Below are 15538 nucleotides of genomic sequence, written 5' to 3' on the forward strand. Positions count from 1 at the left end.
TACGGCACAGCCGTGAAGATCCGGCTGTGTCTCACCGCTGTCTCGGGCGCGTTGAGACAGCGGTACGGCACAGCTGGAGGACCGGGACCGGAGGACGCGGATGGGGCGGCTGGACGGCAAGGTTGCACTGATCACCGGTGGGGCTCGCGGCATGGGCAAGGCCCACGCCCGGCACTTCGCCGCCGAGGGGGCACGCGTCGTGATCGGCGACGTGCTCGACGAGAAGGGGCAGAGGGTCGCCGACGGGATCGGTGCGGACAGCTGCCGGTACGTGCATCACGACGTGACCGATGCCGATCAGTGGGCGGCCGCCGTGCGGGCCACACTCGACGCGTTCGGGCGGGTCGACGTGCTGGTCAACAACGCGGGCATCCTGCGGCACGCGCCGGTCGCCGAGATGGACCCGGGCGAGTTCCGGCAGGTCATCGAGGTGAACCTGGTCGGTACGTGGCTCGGGATCCGCGCGGTCGTCCCGGCGATGGCCGCCGCCGGGGGTGGCTCGATCGTGAACATCTCGTCGATCGAGGGGTTCGCCGGGGCGTCGGGACTGTCCGCCTACAGTGCCAGCAAGTTCGGCGTCCGCGGCCTGACCAGGTCCGCCGCGCAGGAGCTCGGGCCGCTCGGCATCCGGGTGAACTCGGTGCACCCGGGCGGCGTGATGACGTCGATGGCGCTGGCCGCCGCGCAGACCATGACCGGCGTGGACGGGAGCGGTTTCCTCAAGGGCCTGCCGATCGCCCGGTTCGCCGAGCCCGTGGAGATCTCCCGGCTGGTCGCGTTCCTGGCCTCCGACGAGTCGTCGTACACCACCGGCGCCGAGTTCCTCGCCGACGGCGGCCTGCTCAGCGGCCCGGGGTACTGATCATGCCCAGCGAAATGGCCGCCACTCCACGTGCCGACCGGTCGCTGGACGGGCGCGTCGCCATCGTCACCGGTGCCGGGCAGGGACTCGGGGCGGCGGAGGCACGGGCCCTGGCCGCGGCCGGCGCGCGGCTCGTCCTCAACGACCTCCCCACCGACGGACTCGACCGCATCGTCGAGGAGATCCGCGCTGCCGGTGGCGAGGCGGTCGCCCGCCCCGGCGACGTCGCCGACTGGGCGACCGGCGAAGCCCTGGTCACGACGGCCGTCGACACGTTCGGCGGGCTGCACGTGCTGGTCAACAACGCGGGCGTGCTGCGCGACCGGATGGTCTTCTCGATGTCCGAACAGGAGTGGGACACGGTGATCCGGGTCCACCTGCGCGGGCACTTCGTGACCACACGGTTCGCCACCGCGTACTGGCGCGGGCTCAGCAAGTCGGAAGGCCGGCCCGCCTACGCACGGATCGTGAACACCTCCTCCGAGGCCTACCTACTCGGCTCCGCCGGACAGCCCAACTACGCGGCGGCCAAGGGCGGGATCGTCGCACTCACCCTCGCCACGGCTCGGGGTTGCTTCAACCATGGGGTACGGGCGAACGCGATCTGCCCTCGCGCACGCACCGCGATGACCGGCGACCTGATGGGCCCCGCGCCCGGCGGAGACGACCCGATGGCGCCGGAGCGCGTCGCGCCCCTGGTCGTGCACCTGGCCGGCCCGGCCGGCGACCGGATCACCGGCGAGGTCTTCGTGGTCCACGGCGGCGTGGTGGCCCTTCTGGGACCGCCGACCGTCCGCGCGACGTTCCACGCGACGACCGGCCAGTGGACCGCCGCCGAACTGGACGCCGCCCTGAGCACCGTGTTCATCGATTCACCACCCACCTCCGGCTATCTCTGCGAGGCAACTCTCCCGCTTGCCACGTCCACTTTCAACGAATGATTCGACCTCGTGGCCTTTTGGTCGCCCACACGGCAAAACCTCGCAAGATCGCCCGATGGGAGAGGCGAGCGGCGAGCGGCGGGCGGCGGGGGAACGGGGGTGCACGGGGAGTGGGACTGCGGGAGGAGAGGGAGGGTCAGACGTGAAACAGCGCGACGCGGTGTCGATGACGTCCGACGAGATCGGCGCGCTTCTGGCGTACGCCAGGAAGGCCCAGATCGCCACCATCAACCCGGATGGCACGCCGCATCTGGTGACCATGTTCTTCGCGTCGGCCGGAGGCCGGATCGCGTTCTGGACCTACCGTGCCTCGCAGAAGGCCCGCAACCTGGCCCGCGACCCGCGGCTGACGTGCCTCGTCGAGGACGGTGAGGAGTACTTCGAGCTGCGCGGCGTGCAGATCGGCGGCACGGTGACCGTGATCGAGGACCTGCCCGGGGTCACCGGGATCGGCCGGATGATCGCCGGCCGGATGCCGGACATGCCGGCTGACGCCCTCGACGCGTACGTCACGCACGCCGCCCGGAAGAGGACCGCGTATCTCATCGACCCGATCCGGATCGCGAGCTGGGATCATCGCAAGCTGCTCGCCTAAACTGAGCGATCGTCGACGCAGTCCGGGCCCCTCGGGAGTGAACATGACAGCCGGTTCCGCCCTGGGTCGGCCCCGCGACCCCGAGGTCGACGAGCGGATCACCCGGGCCGCGGCCGAGGTGTTCGGCGCCGAGGGATGGGCCCGGTTCTCGGTCGACGCGGTGGCCCGCCGGGCCGGTGTCGGCAAGGCCTCGATCTATCTGCGCTGGCCCAACAAGGAGGCGCTGCTCGTGGGGGTGTTCGCGTCCCGGCTGTCGGGGGTGCGCGACATCGACACCGGCTCGCTGCGCGACGACCTCGTGGCGATGGCCCGGCAGGTGCTGCACGCCTTCCTCGACGAGTCCGGGGGCGCGGTGCTGCGGCTGATGCTCGAGGCGGAGAGCATCCCTGCCGGTCAGGAGCACCTCGACCGGTTCCTGCAGTCGCAGGCGGCGGCCGCACGGGCGATCGTGCACCGCGGCATCGACCGGGGGCAGCTCGGCGGCGACATCAGCGTGACCCTGCTGCTGAACACGATCAGCGGTGGCGCGCTCAACCACGCGCTGACCACCCCGGCCCGGTCACGGGCCAAGGTCGCGGCGGGTGCCGACCGGTACGCCGAGGAGCTCGTCGATTTCGTCCTGGCGTCAGTGGCCAAGGCCGAATAGGGCACCCACCCGGAGCCGCTCGGCGTCACGGACGAGTTCGCCCGATCGGACCAGCAGTTCCACGTGCGCGGCGGTCTCGGCGACCGCGCCGACCAGCATCGGCCCGATCTGGTCCCATGGCCGTGACCAGGTCAGCTCGGACGCCACCTGCCAGATCGTGGGCGCGCCCAGCCGGTCGACGGTCGCCAGGATCTCCCGGCACCGCTCGCGGTGGTGGCCGTCCAGTTCGGCGGCCCGCGCGGCGATACCTGAGAACCGGTACTCGTGGCCGGGCAGCGCCTCGCACGCGTCGTAGGCCGCGACCTTCTCCAGCGACTCCAGGTAGCGACCGAGCGGGTCGCCGCCGCTGAGCTGCAGGCCGATGTTGGGGCTGATCCGCGGCAGCACGTGGTCGCCGGTGAGCAGCACCTGCGCGTCCGCGTCGAACAGGCACAGGTGGCCCGGCGTGTGACCCGGCGTCCAGATGGCTCGTAGCCGCCGGCCGGCCAGAGGCACGAAGTCGCCGTCCTCGAGCATGACGTCCGCATCGGCGAGCGGTGCGAAGTGCAGGTCGACCGCCTTGCCCCAGCGGCCCAGCAGGCCGGCGATCTCCGCCTCCGGGACGTGCAGGTCGCGCAGCCAGCCGGTCAGCGCGATGCCCGGCTCGGTGTCCAGGTCACGCACCATCGTCGCCTGCTCGGCGGGGTGCATGGCCACCCAGGCTCCCGAGGCGGCCTTCAGCCGTGTGGTGAGTCCGTGGTGGTCGGGGTGCACGTGGGTGAGCACCACGCCGGTCACGTCGGCGGCCGTGGCGCCTGCCTGGGCGAGCCCGGTGGTGAGGGCGTCCCAGCCGGCGTCGCTGTCCCAGCCGGGGTCGACCACGACGAGGCCGTCGCCGCCGGGGACCAGGTAGCACAGCGTGTAACGCAGCGGGTTGTCCGGGATCGGCACCGGGACCGACACCAGTCCCCCGGCCAGCTTCTCCACCGGCGGCAACTCCTTGGCCCGCCAGGCGGCCTGCTGCACGTTCATCCCGAACCCCTTTCCTAGACGGCAACCGTCTAGGAAAGAGACGATATCGTGAACGGCCGCCGATCAGCAATCTCCATCGGCGGCCGGCGGCCGGGGTTTACATCATTTCCTCGGTGGTGGGGATCAGGACGGTCTTGAGCTCGGTGTAGGCCTCGATCGACGTACGGCCGCCCTCGCGGTTGAGGCCGGACTGGCCGTAGCCGCCGAACGCCACGTGCGGTTCGAGCTGGTAGCCGTTCACGCCCACGGTTCCGGCGCGCAGCGCCTTGGTCAGGCGGAACGCCCGCTTCACGTCACCGGTCCAGACGGTGGCGGCCAGGCCGTACGTGGTGTCGTTGGCCAGCCGCAGAGCCTCCTCCTCCTCGGTGAACGGCACCACCGCCAGCACCGGTCCGAAGATCTCCTCGCGGGCGATCGTCGCGTCGTTCGAGACGTCGGCGAAGAGCGTGGGCTGCACGAAGTTGCCGGCCGCCAGCTCGCCGTCGGGACGGCCGCCGCCGGTCACCAGGCGGGCCCCCTCGGTGCGGCCGCTCTCGATGTAGCCGAGCACACGGTTCAGCTGGCGCTCGTTGATCAGCGGGGACGCGGTGGTCTCCGGGTGGAACGGGTCGCCGTAGGTGACCAGCGCGGCCATCGCCTCGGCGATCGCCAGGAACTCGTCGTAGACGTCGCGGTGCACCAGGGCCCGGGTGTGCGCCACGCAGGCCTGACCGGAAAGGCCCATGGTCACGGTGCCCATCGTGGTGGCGGCCGCCGCGTAGACATCGGCGTCCGGGAAGACCAGCGACGGGCTTTTCCCGCCGAGCTCGAGACTGGTGCGCTTGATCCCGTTCGCGGCGGCGGCCAGAACCTTTTTCCCTACGGTACGGCTGCCCGTGAAGCTGATCTTGTCGACCAGGGGGTGGTTGATCAGGGCGTCGCCGGTCGGTTCACCGGGGCCGGTGACCACGTTCAGCACCCCCGGCGGCAGGCCGGCCTCCTCGACGATCCGGACTAGGCGCAGCGCGGAGAACGTGGCGAACTCGGACGGCTTGAGCACCACGGTGCAGCCCGCGGCCAGGGCCGGGGCGAGCTTCTGCGCGGCCAGCAGCAGCGGGCCGTTCCAGGGGATGACGGCGGCGACCACACCGACCGGCTCACGCAGCGTCATCACGAGATGGTCGCCGCCCTGGTAACCGGGCAGCGTCTCACCGGCCAGCTTGTCGACCCAGCCCGCATGGTGCTCGAAGACGTCGGCGACGCACTCGACCGACATCGCGTAGGTCTCGCCGAAACTGACCGGAACCCCGTTGTCCAGCGCGACCAGGGCCTGCAGTTCGACGGCGTGTTCCCGGACGGCGTCGGCGATCCGGCGCAGGACCCGGATACGTTCCTTTGCCCGGGTACGGGGCCACGGGCCCTCGTCGAACGCGGTGCGGGCACTGCGCACCGCGGCGTCCACATCGGTCGCGCCGGCGACGGCGAACGTGCCGACCTCCTCGGCGGTGGCCGGATGGAGGTGCGTCCAGGTCCGCCCGTCGGCGGCGGGACGCCAGCCCCCGTCGATCAGCAGTTCCCCGCCGGCCAGGCCGACCTCGTCGCGTTTGGCCTTGATCGACAGCACCATGCCCGCCTCCGCACACCCGAATTGAAACATGTTCTACTTCTGGGCACGGTACGCCGTGTCCCGGACGTCCGCCAGATACGCCGGCCACTCACCACCACCGTGCACCGCCAGCGAGGCGCCGCTGATGTAGCCGGCCAGCGGCGAGGCGAGCAGCAGGCAGGCGCTCGCCACCTCGGCGGCGGTGGCGCCCCGCCCCATCGGCACGGTCCGTGCCACCGTCGACGCCGGACCGCCCTCACCCGCGACCCGCCTTTCGCCCGGCCCCGCCGCCAGATCCCCGTCCGCGCTGCCCGGCATCCCCGCCGAAGCGGTCGCCGGCATCCTGACCCGGCCCGCAGCCATCGTCTTTCCGGCCGAGCCGGCCGCCGCCTTCACGGCCGGACCGGCGGGCAGGGTCGGCATCGCCTCGACCGGGCCGGCGGGCAGGGTCGACGTCGCCTCGACCGGGCCGACCACCAGGCTGTTGACCCGGACCTTCGGCGCCCATTCAGCGGCGAGGCTGGTCGCGAGGTGATGGAGACCGGCCTTGGCCGCGCCGTAGGCGGCGGTTCCGGGCGAGGGCCGAGTGCCGCTCACGCTGCCGATCATGAGGATGACGCCGCCGGAGTCCTGCTCGCGCATGACAGCGTTGGCGGCCTGCGCGACGTGCAGCGGAGCGATCAGGTTCAGCTCGATGATCTTCGCGTGCAGGCGGGGCGACGCGGTGGCAGCCGGGACCTGGGGACTGCCGCCAGCATTGTTGATCACCACGTCCAGACGCCCGAATCGATCGTGCGCCGCGCCGATCAGCGCCACGACCTGGGCCGGATCCCGCACGTCCGCCTGAAAGAACTCAATCGAAGGCAGTCCCGCAGCCGAACCCGGTGGCGGCACGACAGGCAAGGCGGACTGAGGAGGCGACGCCGCGGAAGACGAGGTAGCAGCGGCGGGCGTCGGCGCGTGCGGGCCGGGCGGGGGCTGGGCGGGTGAGGGCTGGGCGGGTGAGGGCTGGGCGGGTGAGGGCTGGGCGGGTGGGGTGCGGCCGCAGATCAGGACGTCGGCTCCGGCGGCGTGGAAGGCGGCCGCTATGGCGGCTCCGATGCCGCGGGTGCCGCCGGTGACCACCACGGCGCGGCCGGTGAAGTCGAGGGGGTCCATGACGATCGATGCTAGCCACCCAAGCAAGCGCTAGGTTAGCCTCACGGTCGTGGGGATTGAGCTGCACCGCGGCGCGGTCGCCGAGGTGGTCGTGGAGTATCCGCCGGTCAACGCGATTCCGGCGGCGGGCTGGCATGCCCTGGCCGATGCGGTCACCGCGGCCGGTGTCGATCCGGGGACGCGGGTGATCGTGCTGGCCGCCGAGGGGCGCGGTTTCTGTGCCGGTGTGGACATCAAGGAGATGCAGCGGACGGCGGGGCATGAGGCGCTGCTCGCGGCGAATCGGGGGTGCGCGGCGGCGTTCGCGGCGGTCTACGACTGTCCGGTTCCGGTGATCGTGGCCGTGCAGGGGTTCTGTCTGGGGGGCGGGGTCGGCCTGGCCGGCAACGCTGATCTGGTGGTGGCCGCCGACGACGCCACGTTCGGCTTGCCGGAGGTGGATCGCGGGGCGCTCGGTGCGGCCACGCATCTGGCGCGGCTGGTTCCCCATCAGCTGATGCGGACGATGGTCTACACCTGCCGGCCGGTCAGTGCGTGGGATTTGCACCGATTCGGGACGGTTCTCGAGGTGGTGCCGGTCGCCGGGCTGCGTCGGGCCGCTCGGCGGGTGGCCGAGGAGATCGCAGCGAAGGATCCGCTGGTCATCCGGCGGGCGAAGGAGTCGCTCAACGGGATCGATCCGATCGATGTGAAGCGGTCCTACCGGTTCGAGCAGGGCTTCACCTTCGAGCTCAACCTCAACGGCGCCGGCGACCGCGCCCGTCAGCGATTCATCGAAGGCGGCGCGCGAGGAGCCGACAGCGGCCCGCGAGGCGACGGCAGCAGCCCGCGAAGAGACGGCAGCAGCCCGCGAAGAGACGACGGCGGCGCGCGAGGCGACGGCGGCGCGCGAGGCGACGGCGGCGCGCGAGGCGACGGCGGCAGCGCGCGAAGAGACGGCGACGCGGAAAGGGGCGGCGGTCCGGAGGAAGACGGCGATGCGAGAAGCGGCACGTGAGGGGATGACGCGTGGATCGGGTGGTGAGCATCGAGGACGCTGCCGCGGAGGTCCGGGACGGGATGACAGTCGGGATCGGCGGGTGGGGGTCACGGCGCAAGCCGATGGCGCTGGTCAGGGCGCTCGTCCGGGCCGGGGTGCGAGACCTCACGCTGGTCACCTACGGTGGGCCCGACGTCGGGCTGCTGGTGGCGGCCGGTTGCGTACGCAGGATCGTCACCGGTTTCGTCTCCCTGGACAGCATTCCGCTGGAGCCGCATTTCCGGGCCGCCCGCGCCGCGGGCACGATCGAGCTGACGGAGTACGACGAGGGCATGCTCTACTGGGGCCTGCTGGCGGCCGCGAACCGGCTGCCGTTCCTGCCGATCCGCGCGGGCCTGGGCTCCGACGTCATGCGGGTCAACCCGGGGCTGCGCACGGTCCGCTCCCCCTACCCGGACGACACCGAACTCGTCGCCGTCCCCGCGACGGAGCTCGACATCGCCTTCGTACACCTGAACAGGGCAGACGCCGGAGGCAACGCGCGCTACCTCGGCCCGGACCCCTACTTCGACGACCTCTTCTGCCTGGCCGCGAAGAAGCGGTTCGTGTCCTGTGAGCGGCTGGTGAGCACCACCGAACTGATCGAAAGCGGTCCGCCGCAGACTTTGCTGATCAACCGGTCGATGGTCGACGGTGTGATCGAGACACCGCATGGCGCCCACTTCACCAGCTGCGTCCCCGACTACGGGCGCGACGAGGCGTTCCAGCGCGAATACGCGGACACCGGCTGGGAGACCTTCCGGGGCCGCTATCTCGAGGGCACCGAGGCCGACTACCAGCTGGCGGTCAAGCGATGACGCGGGCCGAGACGTGCGTGGCCGCCTGCGCCGAGGCGTGGCGGGGCGATGGGGCGGTGCTGGCGAGCTTCGCGGGGCTGATCCCCCAGCTGGGAGCACGGCTGGCACAGCTGACGTTCGCGCCCGGTCTGCTCGTCACCGACGGCGAGGCGACGCTGCTGCGCGACGGCCTGGAGGAGGGCTGGCTGCCGTACCGCCAGGTCTTCTCGATGGTCGCCGCCGGGACGCGGCACGTCATGATGGGCGCGAGCCAGCTCGACCGGTTCGGCAACCAGAACATCTCCTGCGTCGGGCCGTGGGAACGCCCGACCTCGCAGCTGCTCTGCGTGCGCGGTGCGCCCGGCAACACGATCAACCATCCGGTCAGCTACTGGATACCGCGGCACTCGCCGCGGGTCTTCGTCGAGCAGGTCGACATGGTGTCCGGAATCGGTCACGACCGCGGCGCGTACGAGATCCGCCGGGTTGTCACGAACCTGGCTGTCCTCGACTTCGCGACCCCGGACCGGTCGATGCGGCTGCGCTCGGTGCATCCGGGTGTGACGGTCGACGAGGTGGTCGCCGCCACCGGTTTCCCGCTGACCGTTCCCGATCAGGTGCCGCAGACCCGTGAGCCGACCGGCGCGGAGCTCGCGCTGATCCGGGAGCGGCTGGATCCGGACGGCCGCCGGGAGCGGGAGGTCCGGTGAGGACGGCGCTGACCGAGCTGCTCGGCTGCCGGCATCCGATCGTGCAGACCGGGATGGGTTACGTGGCCGGCGCGCGGCTGGTGTCGGCGGTCGCCGAGGCCGGCGGTTTCGGCATCGTGGCGTCGGCGACCATGAGCCTCGATCAGCTGCGCGCCACGATTCAGGAGATCAAGAACAGAACGTCACATCCCTTCGGAGTCAATGTACGCGCGGACGCGCCCGATGCGAGCGAACGCATCGATCTGCTGATCCGCGAACAGGTGCGGCTCGCGTCGTTCGCGCTGGCCCCCGACCGTGACCTGATCAGGCGGTGCGCCGGCGGCGGGGTGCTGACCATGCCGTCGGTGGGTGCGCGGCGGCACGCCGAGAAGGTCGCGGGCTGGGGTGTCGACGCGGTGCTCGTGCAGGGCGGTGAGGGCGGCGGGCACACCGGTCCGGTGCCGACGACGCTGCTGCTGCCGCAGGTGGTGGACGCCGTGGACATCCCGGTGGTGGCGGCGGGCGGGTTCTTCGACGGGCGCGGGCTGCTCGCGGCGCTGGCCTACGGCGCGGCCGGGATCGCGATGGGCACCCGGTTCCTGCTGACCGAGGAGAGCCCGGTGGCCGCTCGGGTGAAGCAGCTGTACCTCGACGCGCCCGTGACCGGAACCGTGGTGACGACGCGGGTGGACGGGGTGCCGCACCGGGTGCTGCGTACCCCGTACATCAATGGCCTGGAAAGATCGGGAAGGGTGAGCGCGCTGCTCAGGGCGACCCGGCACGCCGTCGCGTTCCGGCGTCTGGCCGGGCTGTCGTGGCCGCAGCTGATCCGGGCGGGGCGGGCGGCGCGGCACGGCCGTGAGCTGAGCTGGGCGCAGACGCTGATGGCCGCGGGCACGCCGGTGCTGCTGCGCACGGCGATGGTCGACGGGCGGCCGGAGTTCGGGGTGATGTCGGCCGGGCAGGTCGCCGGGGTGATCGACGACCTGCCGTCGTGCGCCGAGCTGATCGACCGGATCGTCAAGGAGGCCGAGGACGTGCTGGAGCGGCTCACAGCCGTTCGATGATCGTCACGTTGGCCTGGCCGCCGCCCTCGCACATGGTCTGCAGGCCGTACCGTCCGCCGGACCGTTCGAGTTCGTGCAGCAGGCTCACCATGAGGCGGGCGCCGGTCGCGCCGAGGGGATGTCCGAGAGCGATCGCCCCGCCGTTGACGTTGACGCGTGCCGGGTCGGCGCCGGTCTCGCGCAGCCAGGCCAGGACGACGCTCGCGAACGCCTCGTTGATCTCGAAACGGTCGATGTCGCCGACGGTGAGCCCGGTGCGGCGCAGGGCGTGGGCGGTGGCCGGGATCGGAGCGGTGAGCATGAGGATCGGGTCGTCGCCGCGGGCCGACAGGTGGTGGATGCGGGCTCGGGGGCGCAGGCCGTGGTCCCGGATCGCCTGTGCGCTCGCGACCAGGAGGGCGGCGGCGCCGTCGGCGATCTGGGAGGACGTGGCGGCCGTGGTGAGACCGCCTTCCCGGAGCGGCTTGAGCGCGGCCATCTTCGCCTCACTGGTGTCGCGGCGGGGGCACTCGTCGCTGCCGGGGCCGATGATCTCGTGCACGAAATGTCCGAGTTCGAGAGCGGCGGCGGCCCTGTCGTGACTTCTCAGCGCGAAAAGCTCCATCTCGTCCCGGCTGATCGCCCACTTCACAGCGATGTCGTCGGCGCTGCGGAACTGTGAGACCTCCTGCTTGCCGTAGCGCTGAAGCCAGCCATCGCTGCCGGCGTAGGGACCGCCCGGAGCCATCGCGCTGCCGATCGGGACCCGGCTCATGTTCTGCACTCCCCCGGCCACGACCAGATCGGCCGTGCCGCTCATCACGGCCTGCGCGGCGAAGTGCACGGCCTGCTGCGACGAACCGCACTGCCGGTCCACCGTGACACCGGGAACGTGTTCCGGGAATCCGGCCGCGAGCCACGCCGTGCGCGCGATGTCGCCGGACTGCGGGCCGATCGTGTCGACGCACCCGAGGATCACGTCGTCGACCGCGGCCGGGTCGACGTCCTCGAGCACTCCCCTGATCACCAGGGCACCGAGGTCAGCGGGATGCACGGCCGCGAGCAGGCCACCGCGGCGGCCGACCGGGGTGCGCACCGCGCCTGCCAGATAAGCCTCCATTGTTGACGCCCTCCCGTCACAGCGAGTAGAACGTGTTCTAACTTACCGGGATCGGGGTGGCCCATGCACGTCGGATACACGCCCGAGCAGGAGAAGCTGCGGGCCGCACTTCGGGAGTACTTCGCCGACCTGATGACACCGGACCTGCGCGCCGGGCTGGACGGCGGTGGCGGCGAATACGGCGACGGGACCGCGTACCGGCAGATCGTCCGCCGGCTGGGGCGCGACGGCTGGCTGACCATCGGCGGCCGGTCCCGGCTCGAGCAGCTGATCTTCGCGGACGAGGCGGCACTGGCCGGCGTGCCGGTGCCGTTCCTGACCCTCTACACGGTCGGGCCGACCATCGCCCGGCACGGCACCGAGCAGCAGAGGGCCGAACTCGTGCCACGGATCGAGGCCGGCGAGGTGCACTTCTCGATCGGCTACTCGGAACCCGGCGCCGGCACCGATCTGGCGGCGCTCAGGACGCGGGCGGTCCGCGACGGTGACTCCTACGTGATCAACGGCCAGAAGATGTGGACCAGCCTCATCCAGTACGCCGACTACGTGTGGCTGGCCTGCCGCACCGATCCGGACGCTCCCCGGCACAAGGGCCTGTCGATGCTCATCGTGCCGACCGACGCGCCAGGGTTCTCCTGGACGCCGGTGCGGACCGTGGCCGGGCCGTCGACCAGCGCCACCTACTACGACGACGTGCGGGTGCCGGTGTCCGCCCTGGTCGGTGCCGAGAACCAGGGCTGGCGGCTGATCACCGACCAGCTCAACCACGAGCGTGTCGCCCTCACCTCGGCCGCTCCCCTGCAGCGGGCGCTGCGCGAGGTCCGGGACTGGGCCGTCGGCACTCAGAAGATCGATCAGGAGTGGGTACGGCTGCATCTGGCCCGGGTCCACGCCAAGACCGAGGCGCTGAAGCTGTTCAACTGGCGCGCCTGCGTCACCGACGGCACCCCGGCCGCACCCCGGGCCTCGGCCGGCAAGGTCTACGGCACCGAGCTGGCCATCGAGGCGTACCGGCTGCTCATGGAGATCATCGGCCCGGCCGCCACGATCCGCGCCGGCTCGCCGGGCGCGGTCCTGTCCGGGCGCATCGAGCGGATGTACCGGGCGTCGCTGATCCTCACGTTCGGCGGCGGCGCCAACGAAGTCCAGCGCGACATCATCGCGGCCGGGGCCCTGGGCCTACCGATCCGGCGATAGGCGTTCCGGCGGCTTCGACGACCTTCGTTCCGGCACCGAGGAGGCGACGTGGATTTCGAACCGAGCAGCGAGGCCCGGGAACTGGCCGGGCTCACCCGTGACCTGGCCGGCTCCGGACGGCCGTTGTGGCCGGCGCTCGCCGAGGCGGGAGTGCTGGCCGCGGCCCTGCCGAAACGCGCCGGCGGCGAGGGCTACGGCCTGGCCGAGCAGTGCGCGATCCTGATCGAGCTGGGCCGGCACGCCGCCGGCGTCCCGTACCTGTCGTCGATCGTGGTCGCCGCCTCGGCGATCGCCGAGTTCGGCACCGACGAGCAGGTCGCGACGTGGGCCGCACCGGCCGGGCGCGGCGAGCTGATCGCTCCCTCGGAGGAGGCGGCGCGGATCGCCGGCTCGGCCTGGATACGCGGACGGCTCGTCATCGGGGCCGCCGCCTACCAGCTCGGCGTCGCCGAACGGGCCCTGGAGATGACCGCCGCCTACGCCCGGGAGCGGGTCCAGTTCGAGCGGCCGATCGGTTCGTTCCAGGCCGTCTCGCAACGGCTCGCCGACGCATGGATCGACGTGGAGGCGCTGCGGCTCACCGTCTGGCAGGCGGCCGGGCGGCCCGAGCCCGCCGAGGCCGCGACCGCCGGGTTCTGGGCCGCCGAGGCCGGGCACCGGGTCCTGCACACCGCGGTCCACGTGCACGGCGGCGTCGGGATCGACATGGACTATCCGCTGCACCGCTACTTCCTGGCCGCCGAGGAGCACGAGTTCCTGATCGGCGGTGCCACCGCCCAACTTCTCGACCTGGCCGAGGTGCTGCCGTGAAATTCACTCTGGGAATCGCTCTGAGTCCGCTCGACCAGCTGACCGAGCTTGCCCGTACCGCAGAAGATGTCGGCTTCTCCTCGATCGCGCTGCCGGACTCACTCTTCTACTCGGAGCACGTGTCGGCCTCGTATCCCTACACACCGGACGGCAGCCGGTTCTGGAACGCGGACACGCCCTGGCCGGACCCGATGGTCGCGGCCGGCGCGATGGGCGCTGTCACGTCGACGGTCCGCTTCTACACGCAGGTCCTCAAGCTCGACCCGCGCAACCCGCTGCTGCTGGCCCGGCAGATCGGCACGGTCGCGGTGCTCACCGGCAACCGGTTCGGCCTCGGGGTGGGGCTCGGCTGGTCGCCCGAGGAGTCGTACTGGTGCGGGACCGCCTTCTCCGACCGCGGTGTGCGCGCCGACGAGTCCATCGAGATCATCCGCCGGATCCTGGCCGGTGGCATGGTCTCCTTCCACGGCAAGCACTTCACCTTCGAGAAGCTGCAGATGAGCCCGGCGCCGACCGAGCCGGTCCCGATCTACGTGGGCGGGCACACCGAGCCGGCGCTGCGGCGGGCCGCCCGGATCGGCGACGGCTGGTCGTCGGCGATGATCGGTTTCGACGATCTGCGGTCGGTGATCGAGCGGCTGCGTGTGCTGCGTACCGAACACGGCCGGGCCGACCTGCCGTTCGAGATCCAGGCGGTCTGCATCGACCGGCCCGGCCTCGACGGCTTCCGGCAGCAGGCGGAGATCGGCGTCACCGACGCCATCGTCGTACCTTGGCGCCGCTTCGACGCCACGCTGCAGGAGAAGCGCGACGCTCTGCACCGCTTCGCCGAGCGCTTCATCGAGCCGCTGCGCGACGGGCGGTAGCTTTGGTGTGGTGACCGATGTGCCTTTTCACGCCGACGGCCCGGCGCCCGGCGTCGACCTGAGCCTGTTCGGCCGCTTCACCGGGTCGTGGGCGCTCGACTGCACCGAACACGAACCCGACGGCAGCACCACCGTCCGGCGCGGCGAATGGCATTTCGGGTACGCCCTCGGCGGCCACGCCACCACCGACGTCTGGATCCTGCCCGGCGTCGAGCACGGCGTCAGCATCCGCTTCCCCGACCCGTCGGCGGGACCCGGCGTCTGGCGTTCCACCTGGGTCGGCCCGGGCCGGCGCCGCGTGCACACATTCCTGGCCGCGCCCTCCGGCGACGGCATCGTCCTCGACGGCGGCGACCTGCGCTGGACGTTCTCCGACCTGGCGCCGGCAACCGGTTCGCCGGACACCTTCCGGTGGCGCAACGAGGCCCGCGACCCCGGCGGCGGGTGGCGACTTCAGCAGACCTTCGAGGTTTGGCGGACATAACCCCCTTCTTGCGGTACGCGTGAAGCGGCTCTCGATCCGCTAGGTGCTTCACCGGCTGCGACGCTGGCGCGATGCCGTGGACCGCCGCCCACCCGCCATGCCCACCCGCCACGCCCACCGGTCACCGGCCACCCGCGCCAGTCACCGGTCACGGCCTGATGGCAACTCGCGCAGTTTCTGCCAGCAGCCTCACGACCAACCGACGAGGCCGGCGCCCCTCCGCTCCCTGGTGACCCACGACTCGCCGGCGGACACAGGCCACCACGCTGTCGAGCGAAATGCTTCGCGTGGTGACGCGCGGCCCGCCCACGGGCGCAGATCACCACGCTGCCGAGCAGAACGCCTCACGTGGCCACCCACGGCCCGCCCGGGCGCAGATCACCACGCGGCCGGGCGAAACGCCTCACGTGGTGACGCGCGGCCCACCCACGGGCGCAGATCACCACGCGGCCGGGCGAAACGCCTCACGTGGTGACGCGCGGCCCACCCACGGGCGCAGATCACCACGCTGCCGAGCAGAACGCCTCACGTGGTGACGCGCGGCCCACCCACGGGCGCAGATCACCACGCTGCCGAGCAGAACGCCTCACGTGGCCACCCACGGCCCGCCCGGGCGCAGATCACCACGCGGCCGAGCAAAGCGCCTCACGTGGTGACGCGCGGCCCACCCACGGGCGCAGATCACCACGCTGCCGAGCAAAGCGCCTCGCGTG

15 protein-coding genes and 1 pseudogene are annotated in these 15538 nt (G+C 71.7%); 12 read left to right on the top strand and 4 right to left on the bottom strand.

The genetic code is table 11. From position 1 onward, the window contains the following. Positions 1-100 precede the first annotated feature (100 nt). The 4 genes from CLV67_RS31720 to CLV67_RS31735 all read left to right on the top strand — a co-directional run bounded on the left by CLV67_RS31720 (position 101) and on the right by CLV67_RS31735 (position 3044). A complete protein-coding gene (locus CLV67_RS31720; protein ID WP_106324979.1) occupies positions 101-862 on the top strand; it encodes a glucose 1-dehydrogenase in 762 nt (253 codons plus the stop codon). Between the two features lie 2 nt (positions 863-864). Then, positions 865-1803 (top strand): SDR family NAD(P)-dependent oxidoreductase, encoded by a 939-nt coding sequence (locus CLV67_RS31725; protein WP_239166771.1) that lies wholly within the window; start codon positions 865-867, stop codon positions 1801-1803. A gap of 142 nt (positions 1804-1945) precedes the next feature. Beyond that, positions 1946-2398 carry a pyridoxamine 5'-phosphate oxidase family protein gene (locus tag CLV67_RS31730; RefSeq protein ID WP_239166770.1) on the top strand — a complete coding sequence of 151 codons (453 nt, stop codon included), beginning with the start codon at positions 1946-1948 and terminating at the stop codon, positions 2396-2398. Positions 2399-2441: 43 nt separating this feature from the next. Continuing rightward, positions 2442-3044 carry a TetR/AcrR family transcriptional regulator gene (locus CLV67_RS31735; RefSeq protein ID WP_106325223.1) on the top strand — a complete coding sequence of 201 codons (603 nt, stop codon included), beginning with the start codon at positions 2442-2444 and terminating at the stop codon, positions 3042-3044. Here CLV67_RS31735 and CLV67_RS31740 read toward each other — a convergent pair. The 3 genes from CLV67_RS31740 to CLV67_RS54820 all read right to left on the bottom strand — a co-directional run bounded on the left by CLV67_RS31740 (position 3024) and on the right by CLV67_RS54820 (position 6798). Continuing rightward, a complete protein-coding gene (locus tag CLV67_RS31740) occupies positions 3024-4055 on the bottom strand; it encodes an MBL fold metallo-hydrolase (RefSeq protein ID WP_170154073.1) in 1032 nt (343 codons plus the stop codon). The genes CLV67_RS31735 and CLV67_RS31740 overlap by 21 nt on opposite strands. A 97-nt stretch (positions 4056-4152) precedes the next feature. Further along, positions 4153-5661, bottom strand: a complete 1509-nt coding sequence (locus CLV67_RS31745; RefSeq protein ID WP_106324983.1) for an aldehyde dehydrogenase family protein — start codon at positions 5659-5661, stop codon at positions 4153-4155. Between the two features lie 33 nt (positions 5662-5694). Continuing rightward, a complete protein-coding gene (locus CLV67_RS54820; RefSeq protein WP_106324985.1) occupies positions 5695-6798 on the bottom strand; it encodes an SDR family oxidoreductase in 1104 nt (367 codons plus the stop codon). A 49-nt stretch (positions 6799-6847) separates the two neighbouring features. Between CLV67_RS54820 and CLV67_RS31755 the strand changes: the two are divergent. The 4 genes and pseudogenes from CLV67_RS31755 to CLV67_RS31770 form a co-directional block, all read left to right on the top strand. Then, a pseudogene (locus CLV67_RS31755) lies at positions 6848-7576 on the top strand (enoyl-CoA hydratase family protein); the annotation flags it as partial. A 230-nt stretch (positions 7577-7806) separates the two neighbouring features. Further along, the gene (locus CLV67_RS31760; protein WP_275414944.1) at positions 7807-8634 is read left to right on the top strand and encodes a CoA transferase subunit A; all 828 of its coding nucleotides are present in this window, start codon (positions 7807-7809) and stop codon (positions 8632-8634) included. Further along, on the top strand, positions 8631-9323 hold the full coding sequence (locus CLV67_RS31765; protein WP_106324989.1) for a CoA-transferase subunit beta: 693 nt from the start codon (positions 8631-8633) through the stop codon (positions 9321-9323). Before CLV67_RS31760 ends, CLV67_RS31765 begins: the two co-directional genes overlap by 4 nt. Next, a complete protein-coding gene (locus CLV67_RS31770) occupies positions 9320-10369 on the top strand; it encodes an NAD(P)H-dependent flavin oxidoreductase (protein ID WP_106324991.1) in 1050 nt (349 codons plus the stop codon). The genes CLV67_RS31765 and CLV67_RS31770 overlap by 4 nt, the downstream gene beginning before the upstream one ends. Here CLV67_RS31770 and CLV67_RS31775 read toward each other — a convergent pair. Further along, the gene (locus CLV67_RS31775; protein ID WP_106324993.1) at positions 10353-11468 is read right to left on the bottom strand and encodes an acetyl-CoA C-acetyltransferase; all 1116 of its coding nucleotides are present in this window, start codon (positions 11466-11468) and stop codon (positions 10353-10355) included. The two genes, CLV67_RS31770 and CLV67_RS31775, sit on opposite strands and share 17 nt — an antisense overlap. Positions 11469-11531: 63 nt before the next feature. On the opposite strand from CLV67_RS31775, the gene CLV67_RS31780 reads away from it, so the two are divergent. Genes CLV67_RS31780 through CLV67_RS31795 form a run of 4 tightly spaced genes read left to right on the top strand, consistent with a single transcriptional unit; the run spans position 11532 to position 14825 of the window. Continuing rightward, positions 11532-12665 (top strand): acyl-CoA dehydrogenase family protein, encoded by a 1134-nt coding sequence (locus CLV67_RS31780; protein WP_106324995.1) that lies wholly within the window; start codon positions 11532-11534, stop codon positions 12663-12665. 48 nt (positions 12666-12713) lie between these two features. Further along, positions 12714-13475 (top strand): acyl-CoA dehydrogenase family protein, encoded by a 762-nt coding sequence (locus CLV67_RS31785; RefSeq protein ID WP_106324997.1) that lies wholly within the window; start codon positions 12714-12716, stop codon positions 13473-13475. Beyond that, positions 13472-14341: a TIGR03619 family F420-dependent LLM class oxidoreductase gene (locus tag CLV67_RS31790; RefSeq protein ID WP_106324999.1), complete on the top strand. Its 870-nt coding sequence runs from the start codon at positions 13472-13474 to the stop codon at positions 14339-14341. The genes CLV67_RS31785 and CLV67_RS31790 overlap by 4 nt, the downstream gene beginning before the upstream one ends. Before the next feature lie 10 nt (positions 14342-14351). After that, on the top strand, positions 14352-14825 hold the full coding sequence (locus CLV67_RS31795; protein ID WP_146169363.1) for a hypothetical protein: 474 nt from the start codon (positions 14352-14354) through the stop codon (positions 14823-14825). The last annotated feature ends 713 nt before the right edge of the window (positions 14826-15538 follow it).

This window comes from Actinoplanes italicus (assembly GCF_003001815.1).
Taxonomy (GTDB): Bacteria; Actinomycetota; Actinomycetes; order Mycobacteriales; family Micromonosporaceae; genus Actinoplanes; species Actinoplanes italicus.